This is a genomic window from Pseudomonas oryzihabitans, from assembly GCF_007665395.1.
In the GTDB taxonomy this organism is placed as follows: Bacteria; Pseudomonadota; Gammaproteobacteria; order Pseudomonadales; family Pseudomonadaceae; genus Chryseomonas; species Chryseomonas psychrotolerans_C.
Genome location: NZ_VDND01000022.1, coordinates 1 through 15,439 on the forward strand (window position 1 = coordinate 1; position 15,439 = coordinate 15,439).

The 15,439-nt window shown below is 61.5% G+C and carries 12 protein-coding genes and 1 tRNA gene; all 13 read left to right on the forward strand.

What is annotated here, in order from left to right:
- Nucleotides 1–106: 106 nt before the first annotated feature.
- Nucleotides 107–182: transfer RNA gene (locus FSV73_RS25315), tRNA-Trp, on the forward strand.
- Nucleotides 183–217: 35 nt separating this feature from the next.
- The gene (secE, locus tag FSV73_RS25320) at nucleotides 218–586 is read left to right on the forward strand and encodes a preprotein translocase subunit SecE (protein WP_059316468.1); all 369 of its coding nucleotides are present in this window, start codon (nucleotides 218–220) and stop codon (nucleotides 584–586) included.
- Between the two features lie 11 nt (nucleotides 587–597).
- Complete coding sequence (gene nusG, locus FSV73_RS25325) at nucleotides 598–1,131, forward strand: transcription termination/antitermination protein NusG (RefSeq protein WP_007163096.1); 534 nt, start codon at nucleotides 598–600, stop codon at nucleotides 1,129–1,131.
- Between the two features lie 112 nt (nucleotides 1,132–1,243).
- Nucleotides 1,244–1,675 carry a 50S ribosomal protein L11 gene (gene rplK, locus FSV73_RS25330; protein ID WP_145013123.1) on the forward strand — a complete coding sequence of 144 codons (432 nt, stop codon included), beginning with the start codon at nucleotides 1,244–1,246 and terminating at the stop codon, nucleotides 1,673–1,675.
- Nucleotides 1,675–2,370, forward strand: a complete 696-nt coding sequence (rplA, locus tag FSV73_RS25335; RefSeq protein WP_145013125.1) for a 50S ribosomal protein L1 — start codon at nucleotides 1,675–1,677, stop codon at nucleotides 2,368–2,370. Before rplK ends, rplA begins: the two co-directional genes overlap by 1 nt.
- 208 nt (nucleotides 2,371–2,578) lie before the next feature.
- Complete coding sequence (rplJ, locus tag FSV73_RS25340) at nucleotides 2,579–3,079, forward strand: 50S ribosomal protein L10 (protein ID WP_059316467.1); 501 nt, start codon at nucleotides 2,579–2,581, stop codon at nucleotides 3,077–3,079.
- Between the two features lie 79 nt (nucleotides 3,080–3,158).
- On the forward strand, nucleotides 3,159–3,527 hold the full coding sequence (gene rplL / locus FSV73_RS25345) for a 50S ribosomal protein L7/L12 (RefSeq protein ID WP_145013127.1): 369 nt from the start codon (nucleotides 3,159–3,161) through the stop codon (nucleotides 3,525–3,527).
- A gap of 224 nt (nucleotides 3,528–3,751) precedes the next feature.
- Nucleotides 3,752–7,825: a DNA-directed RNA polymerase subunit beta gene (rpoB, locus tag FSV73_RS25350; protein WP_145013129.1), complete on the forward strand. Its 4,074-nt coding sequence runs from the start codon at nucleotides 3,752–3,754 to the stop codon at nucleotides 7,823–7,825.
- Between the two features lie 62 nt (nucleotides 7,826–7,887).
- Nucleotides 7,888–12,087, forward strand: a complete 4,200-nt coding sequence (gene rpoC, locus FSV73_RS25355) for a DNA-directed RNA polymerase subunit beta' (RefSeq protein WP_017641871.1) — start codon at nucleotides 7,888–7,890, stop codon at nucleotides 12,085–12,087.
- A 165-nt stretch (nucleotides 12,088–12,252) separates the two neighbouring features.
- Complete coding sequence (gene rpsL, locus FSV73_RS25360) at nucleotides 12,253–12,624, forward strand: 30S ribosomal protein S12 (protein ID WP_007163089.1); 372 nt, start codon at nucleotides 12,253–12,255, stop codon at nucleotides 12,622–12,624.
- An 87-nt stretch (nucleotides 12,625–12,711) separates the two neighbouring features.
- Complete coding sequence (rpsG, locus tag FSV73_RS25365; RefSeq protein ID WP_007163088.1) at nucleotides 12,712–13,185, forward strand: 30S ribosomal protein S7; 474 nt, start codon at nucleotides 12,712–12,714, stop codon at nucleotides 13,183–13,185.
- 30 nt (nucleotides 13,186–13,215) lie between these two features.
- Nucleotides 13,216–15,318 carry an elongation factor G gene (fusA, locus tag FSV73_RS25370; RefSeq protein WP_145013131.1) on the forward strand — a complete coding sequence of 701 codons (2,103 nt, stop codon included), beginning with the start codon at nucleotides 13,216–13,218 and terminating at the stop codon, nucleotides 15,316–15,318.
- A gap of 28 nt (nucleotides 15,319–15,346) precedes the next feature.
- Nucleotides 15,347–15,439 (forward strand): GTP-binding protein (locus tag FSV73_RS25375; protein ID WP_260856167.1); only part of this gene is annotated, 93 nt, incomplete at its 3' end.

The following is a 15,439-nucleotide window of genomic DNA, read 5'->3' on the forward strand; positions in this document are numbered from 1 at the left end:
TGAAGGCGGTCGTACCGTCGGCGCCGGCGTGGTTGCCAAGATCATCGAGTAATCGATTGATCTTGGGCTGTCAGGCCGGCATAATGGTCGGCCTGATTCAAGTTACAGGCCAGTAGCTCAATTGGCAGAGCGGCGGTCTCCAAAACCGCAGGTTGGGGGTTCGATTCCCTCCTGGCCTGCCAGATTCCCATCTGGCACTCCTTACAGGATTCATGCAATGAGCATCAAGGCGGAAGCCAAAGAGTCGCGCTTCGATGCGCTCAAGTGGCTGGTGGTTGTCGTTCTGGTAGTGATCGGCGTCGTTGCCAATCATTACTTCGCTGCTCAGTCCATCCTGTATCGAGTGGTAGGTCTGTTGGTGCTGGCAGCCATCGCTGCCTTTGTCGCGCTGCAGACCGCTAAGGGGCAGGCCTTCTTCGGCTTGCTGAAAGACGCCCGTACCGAGATTCGCAAGGTTGTCTGGCCTACCCGGCAAGAGACCACCCAGACCACGTTGATCGTGGTTGCCGTGGTGCTCGTGATGGCTTTGTTGTTGTGGGGGCTTGACTCCCTGCTCGGTTGGCTGGTTTCCACGATTGTTGGTTGAAAGGGTTCGCCGTGGCTAAGCGTTGGTACGTCGTGCATGCCTACTCGGGTTACGAGAAGCATGTCATGCGTTCGTTGATCGAGCGCGTCAAGCTGCACGAAATGGAAGACCAGTTCGGCGACATTCTCGTGCCCACCGAAGAAGTGGTGGAAATGCGCAATGGCCAGAAGCGCAAGAGCGAGCGTAAGTTTTTCCCGGGCTACGTCCTGGTGCAGATGGAAATGAACGAAGGGACCTGGCACCTGGTCAAGGACACCCCTCGGGTCATGGGCTTCATTGGCGGTACTGCCGACAAGCCCGCACCCATCACCGATCGTGAGGCGGACGCCATCCTGCGTCGTGTCTCCGATAGCAGCGACAAGCCCAAGCCGAAGACCCTGTTCGAGGCTGGCGAGACGGTTCGTGTGGTTGACGGTCCGTTCGCCGACTTCAATGGCGTCGTCGAAGAAGTGAATTACGAAAAGAGCCGTATTCACGTGGCGGTACTGATCTTCGGTCGGTCCACCCCCGTGGAGCTCGAGTTCAGCCAGGTCGAAAAGGTCTAGGTTGTCCGCATCCCTCACCCCGTAGCCCAGGCTGCGGGGTTTTGTCGTCACTGGGATATAGCAAGTAATTGGGGAGCCCCGCGGGGCGCTGAACCCATCATTGGAGTAGCACATGGCTAAGAAGATTCAGGCTTACATCAAGCTGCAGGTTAAGGCCGCTCAAGCCAACCCGAGCCCGCCGGTCGGTCCGGCGCTGGGTCAGCACGGCGTCAACATCATGGAATTCTGCAAGGCGTTCAACGCCCGCACCCAGGGCATGGAGCCCGGTCTGCCCACCCCGGTGATCATCACCGTGTACAGCGACCGTAGCTTCACCTTCGAGATCAAGAGCACCCCGGCTTCCGTGCTGCTCAAGAAGGCTGCCGGCATCCAGAGCGGTTCCGCTCGCCCCAACACCCAGAAAGTGGGTACCGTCACCCGCGCTCAGCTGGAAGAGATCGCCAAGACCAAGAATGCCGATCTCACCGCCGCCGATATGGACGCCGCCGTGCGTACCATCGCCGGTTCCGCTCGTAGCATGGGTCTGAATGTGGAGGGCGTGTAATGGCCAAGCTCACTAAGCGTCAAAAGTCGATCGCCGAAAAAATCCAGTCTGGCAAGCAGTACGGCTTCGAAGAAGCTGCAGCCCTGCTGGCCGAGCTGTCCACCATCAAGTTCAAGGAGTCCATCGACGTCTCCGTGAACCTGGGCGTGGATCCGCGTAAATCCGACCAGGTCGTCCGTGGCGCTACCGTGCTGCCCAACGGCACTGGCAAGTCGGTTCGCGTTGCCGTGTTCACCCAAGGTGCCAATGCCGAAGCTGCGCTGGCCGCTGGTGCCGAGAAAGTCGGCATGGACGAACTGGCTGCCGAAATGAAGGCCGGCGACCTGAACTACGACGTCGTCATCGCCTCCCCGGACGCCATGCGCGTTGTGGGCCAGCTGGGTCAGCTGCTCGGCCCGCGCGGTCTGATGCCCAACCCTAAGGTTGGCACCGTGACCCCGGACGTCGCTACCGCCGTCAAGAATGCCAAGGCTGGTCAAGTGCGTTTCCGTACCGATAAGAACGGCATCATCCACGCTTCCGTTGGCAAGATCGATTTCGAGCCCGTGAAGCTGAAGCAGAACGTTGAAGCTCTGCTGGCCGACCTGAAGCGCCTGAAGCCCTCGACCTCCAAGGGCATCTACGTCAAGCGCATCACCCTGAGCTCCACCATGGGCCCGGGTCTGCAGATCGACCAGGCTTCCCTGGAAGCCTAAGCAAGCTACTAGTCGCCGTGCTCTCGGGCGCGGCGCCAAGATTGGGGTCCCTGCCTGGCGGGGGCTGTCCAAGACCGTAGGGGACGAGAGTCTTAAACCGGGGAAACCCTAGCCTACGCAGATGGTGCTCCCGATTCGGTTACCGAGTCAGACACCAAAACGCCGCCCAGTCCATCGGGCGAAACGGTAACATCCAGGAGTTAAACCCGTGGCAATCAAACTCGAAGACAAGAAGGCTATCGTCGCTGAAGTCAACGAGGCTGCCCAAGGTGCCCTTTCCGCTGTCGTGGCCGATGCCCGTGGCGTGACTGTGGGTGCCATGACCGGACTCCGTAAAGAGGCCCGCGCGGCCGGTGTCTATGTGCGTGTCGTACGTAACACCCTGCTGCGTCGTGCCGTTGAAGGTACGTCTTTCGACGTCCTCAACGACACCTTCAAGGGCCCGACCCTGATCGCGTTCTCCAAGGAGCACCCGGGCGCTGCCGCCCGTATCTTCAAGGATTTCGCCAAGGGTCAGGACAAGTTCGAGATCAAGGCCGCCGCGTTCGAAGGCAAGCTCATTCCGGCTAACCAGATCGACGTACTGGCAACTCTGCCGACCTACGACGAAGCTGTGTCCCAGCTGATGAGCGTTATCCAGGGCGCTACCAGCAAGTTGGCTCGTACCCTCGCCGCCATTCGCGACCAAAAGGAAGCTGCCGCCGCCTAATCGTGCGTGCTGCGTTTCCTGCAAGTCTTTCTTATTATTTGCGGCCTGACGCCGCACCCTGTTATAGGAATCTAGAGTCATGGCTCTGACCAACGAAGACATCATCAACGCCGTATCCGAAATGTCCGTCATGCAAGTGGTGGAACTGATCAAGGCGATGGAAGAGAAGTTCGGCGTGACCGCCGCTGCCGCCGCTGCCGCTGGCCCGGCTGCTGCCGCTGCCGTCGTCGAAGAGCAGACCGAGTTCACCATCATGTTGACCGAAACCGGCGACAAGAAAGTGAACGTGATCAAGGTCGTTCGTGAACTGACCGGCCTGGGCCTGAAAGAAGCCAAGGCTGTCGTTGACGGCGCCCCGGGCGTGGTCAAGGAAGGCGTTTCCAAAGAGGAAGCCGAGGCTGCCAAGAAGTCTCTGGAAGAAGCAGGCGCCAAGGTCGAGCTCAAGTAAGTTCGGTTCTTGCGTCTACAGCCGCAACGTCTCACGTTCGGCTGATGGCTGGTGGCGAACGCCACCGGCCTTTTGCCGTTTTGTACAGGGCGAGCATATCCGCCCGGCAAAACGCGCGGTATCCACCTCGCTCTCGGGGTGCGGCAGACCAAGGGTTTGCTCGATTTTCCGGCTGCTCCCGTCGGAGAGGCCAAACAAGCTGGTGACCAAGCTGGGGAACGCTGATGGCTTACTCATACACTGAGAAAAAACGTATCCGCAAGGACTTTAGCAAGTTGCCGCACGTCATGGACGTGCCCTATTTGCTGGCTATCCAACTGGATTCGTACCGCGAATTCCTGCAGGCGGGCGCAGGCAAAGACCAGTTCCGCGATATCGGCCTGCATGCGGCCTTCAAGTCCGTTTTCCCGATTATCAGCTATTCCGGCAACGCGGCCCTGGAATACGTCGGCTATCGCCTGGGCGAGCCGGCTTTCGATGTGAAGGAATGCGTCCTGCGTGGCGTGACCTTCGCCGTCCCGCTGCGGGTCAAGGTTCGCCTGATCATTTTCGACCGCGAGTCGTCGAACAAGGCGATCAAGGACATCAAGGAGCAGGAAGTCTACATGGGGGAAATCCCCCTGATGACCGAGAACGGTACCTTCATCATCAACGGTACCGAGCGCGTCATCGTGTCCCAGCTGCACCGCAGCCCGGGCGTGTTCTTCGACCACGACCGCGGCAAGACCCACAGCTCGGGCAAGCTGCTGTACTCGGCGCGCATCATTCCCTACCGCGGCTCCTGGCTGGACTTCGAGTTCGATCCCAAGGATGCGGTCTTCGTCCGTATCGACCGTCGTCGCAAGCTGCCGGCCTCGGTACTGCTGCGCGCGCTCGGCTACAGCACCGAAGAAGTGCTGGACGCCTTCTATGACACCAACGTCTTCCACATCAAGGGCGAAACCCTGAATCTGGAACTGGTGCCCCAGCGCCTGCGCGGTGACATCGCCAGCTTCGACATCAAGGACGAAACCGGCAAGGTGATCGTGGAGCAGGGCCGTCGCGTGACCGCTCGCCACATCAACCAGCTGGAGAAGTCCGGCATCACCGAGCTGGAAGTGCCCTTCGATTACGTCATTGGCCGTACCACCGCCAAGGCCATCGTGCACCCGTCCACCGGCGAGATCATCGCCGAGTGCAACACCGAGCTGACCCTGGACATGCTGGCCAAGATGGCCAAGGCCAATGTCGTGCGGCTCGAGACGCTGTACACCAACGACATCGACTGCGGTCCGTTCATCTCCGATACCCTGAAGATCGATTCCACCGGCAACCAGCTGGAAGCCCTGGTCGAGATTTATCGGATGATGCGTCCTGGCGAGCCGCCGACCAAGGAAGCTGCCGAGACCCTGTTCAACAACCTGTTCTTCAGCGCCGAGCGTTACGACCTGTCCGCCGTTGGCCGCATGAAGTTCAACCGCCGTATCGGTCGCGACGCCATCGAAGGCTCGGGCGTGCTGAGCCGCGAAGACATCGTCGACGTGCTCAAGACCCTGGTCGACATCCGTAACGGCAAGGGCATCGTCGACGACATCGACCACCTGGGTAACCGCCGCGTCCGTTGCGTCGGTGAAATGGCCGAGAACCAGTTCCGCGTGGGCCTGGTGCGGGTAGAGCGTGCCGTCAAGGAACGCCTGTCCATGGCCGAAAGCGAAGGCCTGATGCCGCAGGACCTGATCAACGCCAAGCCGGTGGCCGCTGCGATCAAGGAGTTCTTCGGTTCCAGCCAGCTGTCCCAGTTCATGGACCAGAACAACCCGCTGTCGGAGATCACCCACAAGCGCCGCGTCTCCGCACTCGGCCCGGGCGGTTTGACCCGTGAGCGCGCCGGCTTCGAAGTCCGCGACGTCCACCCGACGCACTACGGCCGGGTCTGCCCGATCGAAACGCCGGAAGGTCCGAACATCGGCCTGATTAACTCCCTGGCTGCCTATGCCCGCACCAACCAGTACGGCTTCCTCGAAAGCCCGTACCGCATGGTCAAGGACGGCGTGGCCACCGACGAGATCGTCTTCCTGTCGGCCATCGAAGAAGCCAACCACGTGATCGCCCAGGCCTCCGCCGGCCTGGACGAGAACAACCGGCTGATCGACGAGCTGGTGGCCGTGCGTCACCTGAACGAATTCACCGTCAAGGCGCCCGAAGACGTCACCCTGATGGACGTGTCGCCCAAGCAGGTCGTCTCCGTCGCCGCCTCGCTGATTCCGTTCCTCGAGCACGACGACGCCAACCGCGCGCTGATGGGTTCCAACATGCAGCGTCAGGCCGTGCCGACCCTGCGTTCGGACAAGCCGCTGGTCGGTACCGGCATGGAGCGCAACGTCGCCCGTGACTCCGGCGTCTGCGTCGTGGCCCGTCGCGGCGGCGTGATCGACTCTGTCGACGCCAGCCGTATCGTGGTACGCGTCAACGATGACGAAGTCGAGACCGGTGAAGCCGGCGTCGACATCTACAACCTGACCAAGTACACCCGTTCCAACCAGAACACCTGCATCAACCAGCGTCCGCTGGTGAGCAAGGGTGATCAGGTGGCCAAGTTCGACATCCTGGCCGATGGCCCCTCGACCGACATGGGCGAGTTGGCACTGGGTCAGAACATGCGCGTGGCCTTCATGCCCTGGAACGGCTTCAACTTCGAAGACTCCATCTGTCTGTCGGAGCGCGTGGTCCAGGAAGACCGCTTCACCACCATCCACATCCAGGAACTGACCTGTGTGGCCCGTGACACCAAGCTCGGCCCGGAGGAAATCACCTCCGACATCCCGAACGTGGGTGAGGCTGCGCTGAACAAGCTGGACGAGGCCGGTATCGTCTACGTCGGTGCCGAGGTCGGTGCCGGTGACATCCTGGTCGGCAAGGTCACGCCCAAGGGCGAAACCCAGCTGACCCCGGAAGAGAAGCTGCTGCGCGCCATCTTCGGCGAGAAGGCCAGCGATGTTAAGGACACCTCCCTGCGCGTGCCCACCGGCACCAAGGGTACCGTCATCGACGTCCAGGTCTTCACCCGTGACGGCGTCGAGCGCGACTCCCGCGCCCTGGCCATCGAGAAGTCCCAGCTCGACGAGATCCGCAAGGATCTGAACGAAGAGTTCCGCATCGTCGAAGGCGCGACCTTCGAGCGTCTGCGTCAGGCCCTGGTCGGTCAGGTCGCCGAAGGCGGTCCGGCGGTCAAGAAGGGTGCCGTCATCACCGACGAGTACCTGAACGGCCTCGAGCGCGGTCAGTGGTTCAAGCTGCGCATGGCGGAAGATGCTCACAACGAGCAGCTGGAAAAGGCTCAGGCCTACCTGTCCGACCGTCGCCAGCTGCTGGACGACAAGTTCGAAGACAAGAAGCGCAAGCTGCAGCAGGGCGATGACCTGGCGCCGGGCGTACTGAAGATCGTCAAGGTCTACCTCGCCATCAAGCGCCGCATCCAGCCGGGCGACAAGATGGCCGGTCGTCACGGTAACAAGGGTGTGGTCTCGGTGATCATGCCGGTCGAAGACATGCCCTACGACGCCAACGGCACGCCGGTGGACATCGTGCTGAACCCGCTGGGCGTACCTTCGCGGATGAACGTCGGTCAGATCCTCGAAACCCACCTGGGCCTCGCGGCCAAGGGCCTGGGCGAGAAGATCAACGTGATGATCGAAGAGCAGCGCAAGGTTGCCGAACTGCGCAGCTTCCTGCACGAGATCTACAACGAGATCGGTGGCCGTCAGGAGAAGCTCGACGACCTGAGCGATCAGGAAGTCCTCGACCTGGCGAAGAACCTGCGTGGAGGTGTTCCCATGGCCACCCCGGTGTTCGACGGTGCCAAGGAAAGCGAGATCAAGGCTATGCTGAAGCTGGCTGATCTGCCGGAGAGCGGCCAGATGCGTCTGTACGACGGCCGCACCGGCAATGCCTTCGAGCGCACCACCACCGTCGGCTACATGTACATGCTCAAGCTGAACCACCTGGTGGACGACAAGATGCACGCCCGTTCCACCGGTTCCTACAGCCTGGTCACCCAGCAGCCGCTGGGTGGTAAGGCGCAGTTCGGTGGTCAGCGTTTCGGGGAGATGGAGGTCTGGGCACTGGAGGCCTATGGCGCGGCTTACACCCTGCAGGAAATGCTGACGGTGAAGTCGGACGATGTGAACGGCCGGACCAAGATGTACAAGAACATCGTGGACGGGGATCACCGCATGGAGGCCGGCATGCCCGAGTCCTTCAACGTACTGATCAAGGAAATCCGCTCGCTCGGCATCGATATCGAACTGGAAACCGAATAACACGAGACCCTAGAGGAGGTGGCCGCGCGGCGGTCACCTCCGGTCCGTGAGGAGGAAAGGCCTTGAAAGACTTGCTCAATCTGTTGAAAAACCAGGGTCAACTCGAAGAGTTCGATGCCATCCGTATCGGTCTGGCCTCGCCCGAGATGATTCGTTCCTGGTCGTTCGGTGAAGTGAAGAAGCCGGAGACCATCAACTACCGTACCTTCAAGCCGGAGCGCGATGGTCTGTTCTGCGCCAAGATCTTTGGCCCGGTCAAGGACTACGAGTGCCTGTGCGGCAAGTACAAGCGCCTCAAGCACCGCGGCGTGATCTGCGAGAAGTGCGGCGTGGAAGTCGCCCTGGCCAAGGTGCGCCGCGAGCGCATGGGCCACATCGAGCTGGCGTCGCCCGTCGCCCACATCTGGTTCCTGAAGTCGCTGCCGTCCCGTATCGGCCTGCTGCTGGACATGACCCTGCGTGACATCGAGCGCGTGCTCTATTTCGAGAGCTACGTGGTGATCGATCCGGGCATGACCACCCTCGAGAAGTACCAGCTGCTGAACGACGAGCAGTACTTCGAGGCCCTGGAAGAATTCGGCGACGACTTCGACGCCCGCATGGGTGCGGAAGCCGTGTTCCAGCTGCTCGGCGCCATTGATCTGGAGCACGAGATCGGCCGCCTGCGCGAAGAGATTCCGCAGACCAATTCCGAGACCAAGATCAAGAAGCTGTCCAAGCGCCTGAAGCTGATGGAAGCCTTCCAAGGTTCCGGCAACAAGCCGGAGTGGATGGTCATGACCGTGCTGCCCGTGCTGCCGCCGGACCTGCGTCCGCTGGTACCGCTGGATGGCGGCCGCTTCGCGACCTCCGACCTGAACGATCTCTATCGTCGCGTCATCAACCGGAACAACCGCCTCAAGCGGCTGCTCGACCTGGCTGCGCCCGACATCATCGTGCGCAACGAGAAGCGCATGCTGCAGGAAGCCGTTGACGCCCTGCTGGACAACGGCCGTCGCGGTCGTGCCATCACCGGTTCCAACAAGCGCCCGCTGAAGTCCCTGGCCGACATGATCAAGGGCAAGCAAGGTCGTTTCCGTCAGAACCTGCTGGGCAAGCGCGTCGACTACTCCGGTCGTTCCGTGATCACCGTGGGCCCGACCCTGCGCCTGCACCAGTGCGGTCTGCCCAAGAAGATGGCCCTGGAACTGTTCAAGCCGTTCATCTTCGGCAAGCTGGAAGCCCGTGGCATGGCGACCACCATCAAGGCCGCCAAGAAGATGGTCGAGCGCGAACTGCCCGAGGTCTGGGACGTTCTCGCCGAAGTCATCCGCGAACACCCCGTGCTGCTCAACCGCGCCCCGACCCTGCACCGTCTGGGTATCCAGGCGTTCGAGCCGGTCCTCATCGAAGGCAAGGCCATCCAGCTGCACCCGCTGGTCTGCGCCGCGTACAACGCCGACTTCGACGGTGACCAGATGGCCGTGCACGTGCCGCTGACGCTGGAAGCCCAGCTGGAAGCGCGCGCCCTGATGATGTCGACCAACAACATCCTGTCGCCCGCCAACGGCGAGCCGATCATCGTGCCGTCGCAGGACGTGGTCCTGGGTCTGTACTACATGACCCGTGAAGCCATCAACGCCAAGGGCGAAGGCCGCGTGTTCGCCGACCTGCAGGAAGTCGACCGCGTCTTCCGTGCCGGCGAGGCCGCGCTGCACGCCAAGGTCAAGGTGCGCATCAACGAGACCATCCGTCACAAGGACGGCAGCCTGACCAAGAACACCCGCATCGTCGACACCACCGTCGGCCGCGCGCTGCTGTTCCAGGTCGTGCCCGCCGGTCTGCCGTACGACGTGGTCAACCAGTCGATGAAGAAGAAGGCCATCTCCAAGCTGATCAACCACTGCTACCGCGTGGTGGGTCTGAAGGACACCGTCATCTTCGCCGACCAGCTGATGTACACCGGTTTCGCCTATTCGACCCTGTCCGGCGTCTCCATCGGCGTCAACGACTTCGTCATCCCGGACGAGAAGGCTCGCATCATCGATGCCGCCACCGCCGAGGTGAAGGAGATCGAGAGCCAGTACGCCTCCGGCCTGGTGACCCAGGGCGAGAAGTACAACAAGGTGATCGACCTCTGGTCGAAGGCCAACGACGAAGTGTCCAAGGCGATGATGACCAACCTCTCGAAAGAGAAGGTCATCGACCGTGAGGGCAAGGAAGTCGACCAGGAGTCCTTCAACTCCATGTACATGATGGCCGATTCCGGCGCCCGGGGTTCCGCGGCCCAGATTCGCCAGCTCGCCGGCATGCGTGGCCTGATGGCCAAGCCGGACGGCTCCATCATCGAAACGCCCATCACCGCCAACTTCCGTGAAGGCCTGAACGTACTCCAGTACTTCATCTCCACCCACGGTGCCCGTAAGGGTCTGGCGGATACCGCCCTGAAGACCGCGAATTCCGGTTACCTGACCCGTCGTCTCGTCGACGTGGCCCAGGATCTGGTGGTGACCGAGGTCGACTGCGGTACCGAGCGCGGCCTGATCATGACCCCGCACATCGAAGGCGGCGACGTGGTCGAGCCCCTGGGTGAGCGCGTTCTGGGTCGAGTCATCGCCCGTGACGTGCCCAAGCCGGGTACCGAAGAGATCATCGTGCCGGCTGGCACCCTGGTCGACGAGCGCTGGGTCGAGTTCCTCGAACTCAACAGCGTCGACGAAGTCGTGGTGCGTTCGCCGATCACCTGCGAAACCCGTCATGGCATCTGCGCCAAGTGCTACGGTCGCGATCTGGCCCGTGGTCACCAGGTCAACATCGGTGAAGCGGTCGGCGTCATCGCCGCCCAGTCCATCGGTGAGCCGGGTACCCAGCTGACCATGCGTACCTTCCACATCGGTGGTGCGGCCAGCCGGACCTCCGCGGCCGACAGCGTCCAGGTCAAGAACGGCGGTGCCATCCGCCTGCACAACCTGAAGCACGTCGAACGTGCCGACGGTGCCCTGGTCGCCGTGTCCCGTTCCGGTGAGCTGGCCATCGCCGACGACTTCGGTCGTGAGCGCGAGCGCTACAAGTTGCCCTACGGTGCGGTGATTTCGGTCAAGGAAGGCGACAAGGTCGACGCTGGCGCCATCGTCGCCAAGTGGGACCCGCACACCCACCCCATCGTCACCGAGATGGACGGTACCGTGGCCTTCGTCGGCATGGAGGAGGGCATCACCATCAAGCGCCAGACCGACGAACTGACCGGTCTGACCAACATCGAGGTGCTTGACGCCAAGGATCGCCCGACTTCCGGCAAGGACATCCGTCCGGCGGTCAAGCTGATCGACGCCAACGGCAAGGACCTGCTGCTGCCGGGTACCGACGTACCGGCCCAGTACTTCCTGCCGCCGAACGCGCTGGTCAACCTGAGCGACGGGGCCAAGGTGCATGTGGGTGACGTTATCGCCCGTATCCCCCAGGAAACCTCCAAGACCCGCGACATCACCGGTGGTCTGCCCCGCGTGGCCGACCTCTTCGAAGCGCGTCGTCCCAAGGAGCCGGCCATCCTGGCGGAGATCAGCGGTACCATCTCCTTCGGCAAGGAAACCAAGGGCAAGCGTCGCCTGGTCATCACCCCGACCGACGGCACCGATCCCTACGAGGAGCTGATTCCGAAGTGGCGCCACCTGAACGTCTTCGAAGGCGAACAGGTCAGCCGTGGCGAAGTCATCTCCGACGGTCCGAGCAACCCGCACGACATCCTGCGTCTGCTGGGTGTCAGCGCGCTGGCCAAGTACATCGTCAACGAGATCCAGGACGTGTACCGCCTGCAGGGCGTGAAGATCAACGACAAGCACATCGAGACCATCCTGCGGCAGATGCTGCGCAAGGTCGAGGTGAGCGACACCGGCGACTCGAGCTTCATCAAGGGCGACCAGGTCGAACTGACCCACGTCCTGGAAGAGAACGAGCAGCTGGTCGGCAACGATCGCTTCGTCGCCAAGTACGAGCGCGTGCTGCTGGGTATCACCAAGGCCTCGCTGTCCACCGAGTCCTTCATCTCGGCCGCTTCCTTCCAGGAGACCACCCGTGTCCTGACCGAAGCCGCCGTGACCGGCAAGCGCGACTTCCTGCGCGGCCTGAAGGAAAACGTGGTAGTGGGTCGTCTGATCCCGGCCGGTACCGGTCTGGCCTACCACAGCGAGCGCAAGCGTCAGCGCGAACTCGGCAAGCCGCAGCGCGTCAGCGCCAGCGAGGCCGAAGCCGCCCTGACCGAAGCGCTGAACTCCAGCGCCAGCTGAGTTCGATAGCGCGCTTCGCGTGACCAAGCCCCCGGCGCCTCAGGCGTCCGGGGGCTTTGTCTTGACTGGAGCTTGCAAGCTCTTTAGACTTTCGTTCCCCGAAAATGGGCAGGACTGACGTTCTGTCATTTCGTTTATGTCGCAAGGCAATCAGTGGAGCTATAGATGGCAACTATCAACCAGCTGGTGCGTAGTGCACGCAAGCGTATCGTCGAGAAATCCGACGTACCTGCGCTGCAAAACTGCCCGCAACGTCGTGGCGTGTGCACCCGCGTGTACACCACCACCCCCAAGAAGCCCAACTCCGCACTGCGGAAGGTCTGCCGTGTACGTCTGACCAACGGCTTCGAAGTCACCTCCTACATCGGCGGTGAAGGTCACAACCTGCAGGAACACAGCGTCGTGCTGATCCGCGGTGGCCGGGTCAAGGATCTGCCGGGTGTGCGTTACCACACCGTGCGCGGCTCGCTGGACACCACCGGTGTGAAGGACCGCAAGCAGGGCCGTTCCAAGTACGGCACCAAGCGTCCGAAGTAATCACCTATTCTTTTTGTTCGAGTCGATAAGAGTAAGGTCGGGCAACGAGTCCCGAGCTAACCTGAAGACCGTTTTGAGGGCTTATCAATGCCAAGACGTCGTGTAGCGGCCAAGCGCGAAATACTTGACGATCCGAAATACGGAAGCCAGATCCTGGCCAAGTTCATGAACCACGTGATGGAAAGCGGTAAGAAAGCCGTTGCCGAGCGTATCGTTTATGGTGCTCTGGACAAGGTCAAAGAGCGTTCCAAGAACGCCGAACCCCTGGAAGTTTTCGAAAAAGCGCTCGACGCCATCGCTCCGCTGGTCGAAGTGAAGTCCCGCCGTGTCGGCGGTGCTACCTACCAGGTGCCGGTTGAGGTTCGTCCTTCCCGTCGTAATGCCCTGGCCATGCGCTGGCTGGTGGACTCCGCGCGTAAGCGTGGTGAGAAGTCCATGGCTCTGCGCCTGGCGGGTGAACTCATGGACGCTTTTGAAGGCAAGGGTGCCGCAGTCAAGAAGCGCGAAGACGTGCATCGCATGGCGGAAGCCAACAAGGCCTTCTCGCACTACCGCTTCTAAGCCTAGCGCTTCCAATCAAGCGAGGACCTTATGGCTCGTACAACCGCTATTAACCGCTATCGGAACATCGGTATCTGCGCCCACGTGGACGCAGGTAAGACGACTACTACCGAGCGGATTCTGTTCTACACCGGCGTGAACCACAAAATGGGCGAGGTTCACGACGGCGCTGCGACCATGGACTGGATGGTGCAGGAGCAGGAGCGTGGTATCACCATCACCTCCGCTGCCACCACCGCGTTCTGGTCCGGTTCGACCAAGCAGTACGACAAGTACCGCGTGAACATCATCGACACCCCCGGCCACGTGGACTTCACCATTGAGGTGGAGCGTTCCCTGCGCGTGCTGGACGGTGCGGTCGTGGTGTTCTGCGGCACCTCCGGTGTCGAGCCCCAGTCCGAAACCGTATGGCGTCAGGCCAACAAGTACGGCGTACCGCGCATCGTCTACGTCAACAAGATGGACCGTGCTGGCGCCAACTTCCTGCGCGTCGTCGAGCAGATCAAGAAGCGCCTGGGCCACACCCCGGTCCCGGTTCAGCTGGCCATCGGCGCGGAAGAGAACTTCCAGGGCCAGATCGACCTGCTGAAGATGAAGGCCATCTTCTGGAACGACGACGACCAGGGCATGACCTACCGCGAGGAAGAGATTCCTGCGGACATGCTGGCCGACGCCGAGCAGTGGCGCTCCAACATGGTTGAGGCTGCGGCCGAAGCCAACGAAGAGCTGATGAACAAGTACCTGGAAGAGGGCGAGCTGTCGATCGACGAGATCAAGGCCGGCCTGCGTCAGCGTACCATCGCCTGCGAAATCGTCCCGGCCGTCTGCGGTTCGTCCTTCAAGAACAAGGGCGTGCCCCTGGTTCTGGACGCCGTCATCGACTTCCTGCCGGCGCCGATCGAGATTCCCGCGATCAAGGGTACCAACCCGGACAACGAGGAAATCACCGACGAGCGTCACGCGGACGACGACGAGCCCTTCTCGGCTCTGGCGTTCAAGATCGCCACCGACCCCTTCGTCGGTACCCTGACCTTCGCGCGCGTCTACTCGGGCGTTCTGAGTTCCGGTGACTCCGTCATCAACTCGGTGAAGGGCAAGAAGGAGCGCGTCGGCCGTATGGTGCAGATGCACGCCAACACCCGTGAAGAGATCAAGGAAGTTCGCGCTGGCGACATCGCCGCCCTGATCGGCATGAAGGACGTCACCACCGGTGACACCCTGTGCTCGATCGAGAAGCCGATCATCCTCGAGCGCATGGACTTCCCGGAGCCGGTGATCTCGGTCGCCGTCGAGCCGAAGACCAAGGCCGACCAGGAAAAGATGGGTATCGCACTGGGCAAGCTGGCCCAGGAAGACCCGTCGTTCCGCGTCAAGACCGACGAAGAGTCCGGTCAGACCATCATCTCCGGCATGGGCGAGCTGCACCTGGACATCCTGGTGGACCGCATGAAGCGCGAATTCGGCGTGGAAGCGAACATCGGCAAGCCTCAGGTCGCCTACCGCGAAACCATCCGCAACACCTGCGAGATCGAAGGCAAGTTCGTTCGCCAGTCGGGTGGTCGTGGCCAGTTCGGTCACTGCTGGATCCGCTTCGCGCCGGCTGACGAAGGTCAGGAAGGTCTGGAGTTCGTCAGCGAAGTCGTGGGCGGTGTGATTCCGAAGGAATACATCCCGGCGATCCAGAAAGGCATCGAAGAGCAGATGAAGAACGGTATCGTTGCCGGCTATCCGCTGCTCGGCCTGAAGGCCGCCGTGTTCGATGGTTCCTACCACGACGTCGACTCCAACGAGATGGCGTTCAAGATCGCTGCCTCCATGGCGACCAAGCAGCTCACCCAGAAGGGTGGTGCCGTGCTGCTCGAGCCGATCATGAAGGTCGAGGTCGTGACCCCGGAAGACTACATGGGCGACGTCATGGGCGACCTCAACCGTCGTCGTGGCCTGATCCAGGGTATGGAAGACACCGTGACCGGCAAGGTCATCCGTGCCGAGGTTCCGCTGGGCGAGATGTTTGGCTACGCTACGGATGTCCGCTCCATGTCTCAGGGTCGCGCAAGCTACTCCATGGAGTTCTCCAAGTACGCCGAAGCTCCGTCGAACATCGCCGAAGCCATCATCAAGAAACAAGCTTAATCAGCGCTTTGACTAGAGGTTTTATCTCGTGGCTAAAGAAAAATTCGAACGTAACAAACCGCACCTGAACGTGGGCACCATCGGTCACGTTGACCATGGCAAGACCACCCTGACCGCTGCG